This is a genomic window from Flavobacterium sp. CAU 1735, assembly GCF_039888695.1.
GTDB lineage: Bacteria > Bacteroidota > Bacteroidia > Flavobacteriales > Flavobacteriaceae > Flavobacterium.
Window position 1 is genome coordinate 1 of record NZ_JBDQQQ010000012.1, and the last position, 5,013, is coordinate 5,013.

Below are 5,013 nucleotides of genomic sequence, written 5' to 3' on the forward strand. Positions count from 1 at the left end.
ATAATATTAAAAATATACGATGAAGAGTTTGATCCTGGCTCAGGATGAACGCTAGCGGCAGGCCTAACACATGCAAGTCGAGGGGTAGGGTTAGCTTGCTAACCTGAGACCGGCGCACGGGTGCGTAACGCGTATGCAATCTACCTTGTACAGGGGGATAGCCCAGAGAAATTTGGATTAATACCCCATAGTATTATTGAATGGCATCATTTGATTATTAAAGTTCCAACGGTACAAGATGAGCATGCGTCCCATTAGTTAGTTGGTAAGGTAACGGCTTACCAAGACGATGATGGGTAGGGGTCCTGAGAGGGAGATCCCCCACACTGGTACTGAGACACGGACCAGACTCCTACGGGAGGCAGCAGTGAGGAATATTGGACAATGGGCGCAAGCCTGATCCAGCCATGCCGCGTGCAGGATGACGCATCTATGGTGTGTAAACTGCTTTTATACAGGAAGAAACCCTACCACGTGTGGTAGATTGACGGTACTGTAGGAATAAGGATCGGCTAACTCCGTGCCAGCAGCCGCGGTAATACGGAGGATCCAAGCGTTATCCGGAATCATTGGGTTTAAAGGGTCCGTAGGCGGTTTTGTAAGTCAGTGGTGAAATCTGGTCGCTTAACGATCAAACGGCCATTGATACTGCAAGACTTGAATTATTGGGAAGTAACTAGAATATGTAGTGTAGCGGTGAAATGCTTAGATATTACATGGAATACCAATTGCGAAGGCAGGTTACTATCAATATATTGACGCTGATGGACGAAAGCGTGGGGAGCGAACAGGATTAGATACCCTGGTAGTCCACGCCGTAAACGATGGATACTAGCTGTTGGACGCAAGTTCAGTGGCTAAGCGAAAGTGATAAGTATCCCACCTGGGGAGTACGAACGCAAGTTTGAAACTCAAAGGAATTGACGGGGGCCCGCACAAGCGGTGGAGCATGTGGTTTAATTCGATGATACGCGAGGAACCTTACCAGGGCTTAAATGTAGTGGGATAGGCTTGGAAACAGGCCCTTCTTCGGACTCATTACAAGGTGCTGCATGGTTGTCGTCAGCTCGTGCCGTGAGGTGTCAGGTTAAGTCCTATAACGAGCGCAACCCCTGTCGTTAGTTGCCAGCGAGTGATGTCGGGAACTCTAACGAGACTGCCGGTGCAAACCGTGAGGAAGGTGGGGATGACGTCAAATCATCACGGCCCTTACGTCCTGGGCTACACACGTGCTACAATGGCCGGTACAGAGAGCAGCCACTGGGTGACCAGGAGCGAATCTACAAAACCGGTCACAGTTCGGATCGGAGTCTGCAACTCGACTCCGTGAAGCTGGAATCGCTAGTAATCGGATATCAGCCATGATCCGGTGAATACGTTCCCGGGCCTTGTACACACCGCCCGTCAAGCCATGGAAGCTGGGGGTACCTGAAGTCGGTGACCGCAAGGAGCTGCCTAGGGTAAAACTGGTAACTGGGGCTAAGTCGTAACAAGGTAGCCGTACCGGAAGGTGCGGCTGGAACACCTCCTTTCTAGAGAAAGATAATTAAGGGTTTATGATACAAGAGGTTTTACTCTCGCTGTTAGTTCAAAAAAAAGAAGAATAAGTAAAAAAAGAGTTTATACTATTTTTAAAGGAGAATACTTAGGTTTTAGATGGATCATTTAAGATTTAACATTCAAAATTTAGAATAATTTAAAAATAGTCTCGTAGCTCAGCTGGTTAGAGTACTACACTGATAATGTAGGGGTCGGCAGTTCGAGTCTGCCCGGGACTACAATTTTTACTTAGAAGGAAATTCTGGAAGTTGGGATTTGGATTAGGGATTAATTCAAAATTCGAAATTCAACATTCAAAATAAAAAAGAATGGGGGATTAGCTCAGCTGGCTAGAGCGCCTGCCTTGCACGCAGGAGGTCATCGGTTCGACTCCGATATTCTCCACTATCTAAAGAAGATAGAAGCAAGAAAAAAGAAAAAAGACGCTGTCTTTACTCTTTGCTCTTTATTCTTTCCTCTGAAAGAAAAGGTTCATTGACATATTGAGATAAGAAAACAAAAAAATTAGAAAGCACAGAATTTAGGGTGTACCGTAAGGTATATTTTAAAAAAGTAAGTACAATAAGCAAAATAAGGGCGTATGGGGGATGCCTAGGCTCTCAGAGGCGAAGAAGGACGTGATAAGCTGCGAAAAGTTACGGGGATTGGCACATACGAATTGATCCGTAAATATCCGAATGGGGCAACCCACTATGTTGAAGACATAGTACATCGATAGATGGGCGAACCCGCTGAACTGAAACATCTAAGTAGGCGGAGGAGAAGAAAACAAAAGTGATTCCGTAAGTAGTGGCGAGCGAACGCGGAAAAGCCCAAACCAGTGCTGTTACGGCAGTGCTGGGGTTGTAGGACCACGACATTTCTTGCGGATTGAATTGGAATAACCTGGAAAGGTTAACGATATAGGGTGATAGTCCCGTACAAGTAAGAGAAGATAAGAATAGTGGTATCCTGAGTAGGGCGGGGCACGTGAAACCCTGTCTGAATCTGGCGGGACCATCCGCTAAGGCTAAATACTCCTGAGAGACCGATAGTGAACCAGTACCGTGAGGGAAAGGTGAAAAGAACCGTGAATAACGGAGTGAAAAAGATCCTGAAACCATACGCCTACAAGCGGTCGGAGCCCTTAAGTGGGGTGACGGCGTGCCTTTTGCATAATGAGCCTACGAGTTACCGTTGCTGGCAAGGATAAGCACTTCAGGTGTGGATCCGTAGCGAAAGCGAGTCTGAATAGGGCGCTTGAGTCAGTAGTGGTAGACGCGAAACCGTGTGATCTACCCATGGGCAGGATGAAGCTGTGGTAACACACAGTGGAGGTCCGAACCGGTTGACGTTGAAAAGTCTTCGGATGACCTGTGGGTAGGGGTGAAAGGCCAATCAAACTCGGAAATAGCTCGTACTCCCCGAAATGCATTTAGGTGCAGCGCTGATTTAGTTATATAGAGGTAGAGCTACTGATTGGATGCGGGGGCTTCACCGCCTACCAATTCCTGACAAACTCCGAATGCTATATAATGATTTTCAGCAGTGAGGGCATGGGTGCTAAGGTCCATGTCCGAGAGGGAAAGAACCCAGACCATCAGCTAAGGTCCCCAAATGTATGCTAAGTTGAAAAAACGAGGTTTGTCTGCCCAGACAGCTAGGATGTTGGCTTGGAAGCAGCCATTCATTTAAAGAGTGCGTAACAGCTCACTAGTCGAGCGGACGAGCATGGATAATAATCGGGCATAAGTATACTACCGAAGCTATGGATTTGTATGTATGTACAAGTGGTAGGGGAGCATTCTAAACTGGGTTGAAGGTGATATGTGAGTATTGCTGGACTGTTTAGAAAAGAAAATGTAGGCATAAGTAACGATAATGCGGGCGAGAAACCCGCACACCGAAAGACTAAGGTTTCCTCAGCTATGCTAATCAGCTGAGGGTTAGTCGGGTCCTAAGGCGAACCCGAAAGGGACAGTCGATGGCCAACGGGTTAATATTCCCGTACTACTTATAATTGTGATGGGGTGACGGAGTGATGAAAGTACCGCGAACTGACGGAATAGTTCGTTAAAGCACCTAGCTATAGGTCCCGTAGGCAAATCCGCGGGAACTGGTGAAATGCGATAGTACACGGAGTCTTCGGACAAAGTGATAGTGTACCTAAGGGCTTCCAAGAAAAACCTCTAAACTTAGATTATAAGTACCCGTACCGTAAACCGACACAGGTAGTCGAGGAGAGAATCCTAAGGTGCTCGAGAGATTCATGGCTAAGGAATTAGGCAAAATAGACCTGTAACTTCGGGAGAAAGGTCGCCAGCAGCAATGCTGGCCGCAGTGAAAAGGTCCAGGCGACTGTTTATCAAAAACACAGGGCTCTGCCAAATCGTAAGATGAAGTATAGGGCCTGACACCTGCCCGGTGCTGGAAGGTTAAGAGGAGATGTTATCTTCGGAGAAGCATTGAATTGAAGCCCCAGTAAACGGCGGCCGTAACTATAACGGTCCTAAGGTAGCGAAATTCCTTGTCGGGTAAGTTCCGACCTGCACGAATGGTGTAACGATCTGGACACTGTCTCAGCCATGAGCTCGGTGAAATTGTAGTATCGGTGAAGATGCCGATTACCCGCAGTGGGACGAAAAGACCCTGTGCACCTTTACTATAGCTTAGTATTGGTCTTGGATAAGTGATGTGTAGGATAGGTGGGAGACTATGAAGCGGCGTCGCCAGGCGTTGTGGAGTCATTGTTGAAATACCACCCTTTGCTTATCTGAGGTCTAACTCTTCGATGAAGAGGACATTGCTTGGTGGGTAGTTTGACTGGGGTGGTCGCCTCCAAAAGAGTAACGGAGGCTTCTAAAGGTTCCCTCAGCACGCTTGGTAACCGTGCGTAGAGTGCAATGGCATAAGGGAGCTTGACTGAGAGACATACAGGTCGATCAGGTACGAAAGTAGAGCATAGTGATCCGGTGGTTCCGCATGGAAGGGCCATCGCTCAAAGGATAAAAGGTACGCCGGGGATAACAGGCTGATCTCCCCCAAGAGCTCATATCGACGGGGGGGTTTGGCACCTCGATGTCGGCTCGTCACATCCTGGGGCTGGAGAAGGTCCCAAGGGTTGGGCTGTTCGCCCATTAAAGTGGCACGCGAGCTGGGTTCAGAACGTCGTGAGACAGTTCGGTCTCTATCTACTGTGGGCGTTAGAAATTTGAGTGGATCTGACTCTAGTACGAGAGGACCGAGTTGGACAAACCTCTGGTGTATCTGTTGTTCCGCCAGGAGCACCGCAGAGTAGCTACGTTTGGAAGGGATAAGCGCTGAAAGCATATAAGCGCGAAACCCACCACAAGATGAGATTTCTTTAAAGGGTCGTGGAAGATGACCACGTTGATAGGCTATAGATGTAAAGGCAGTAATGTCATAGTCGAGTAGTACTAATAACCCGTAAGCTTATGTACGTGTCCTTCCGCC

2 tRNA genes and 2 rRNA genes are annotated in these 5,013 nt (G+C 47.8%); all 4 read left to right on the top strand.

What is annotated here, in order from left to right:
- Nucleotides 1-16: 16 nt before the first annotated feature.
- Nucleotides 17-1,532, top strand: a 16S ribosomal RNA gene (locus AAFN64_RS17565).
- A gap of 172 nt (nucleotides 1,533-1,704) precedes the next feature.
- Nucleotides 1,705-1,778, top strand: a tRNA-Ile gene (locus tag AAFN64_RS17570).
- A 92-nt stretch (nucleotides 1,779-1,870) separates the two neighbouring features.
- Nucleotides 1,871-1,944 (top strand) — tRNA-Ala (locus tag AAFN64_RS17575).
- Between the two features lie 175 nt (nucleotides 1,945-2,119).
- Nucleotides 2,120-5,000, top strand: a 23S ribosomal RNA gene (locus tag AAFN64_RS17580).
- Together the 16S and 23S rRNA genes with 2 tRNA genes alongside form the textbook arrangement of a ribosomal RNA operon.
- The last annotated feature ends 13 nt before the right edge of the window (nucleotides 5,001-5,013 follow it).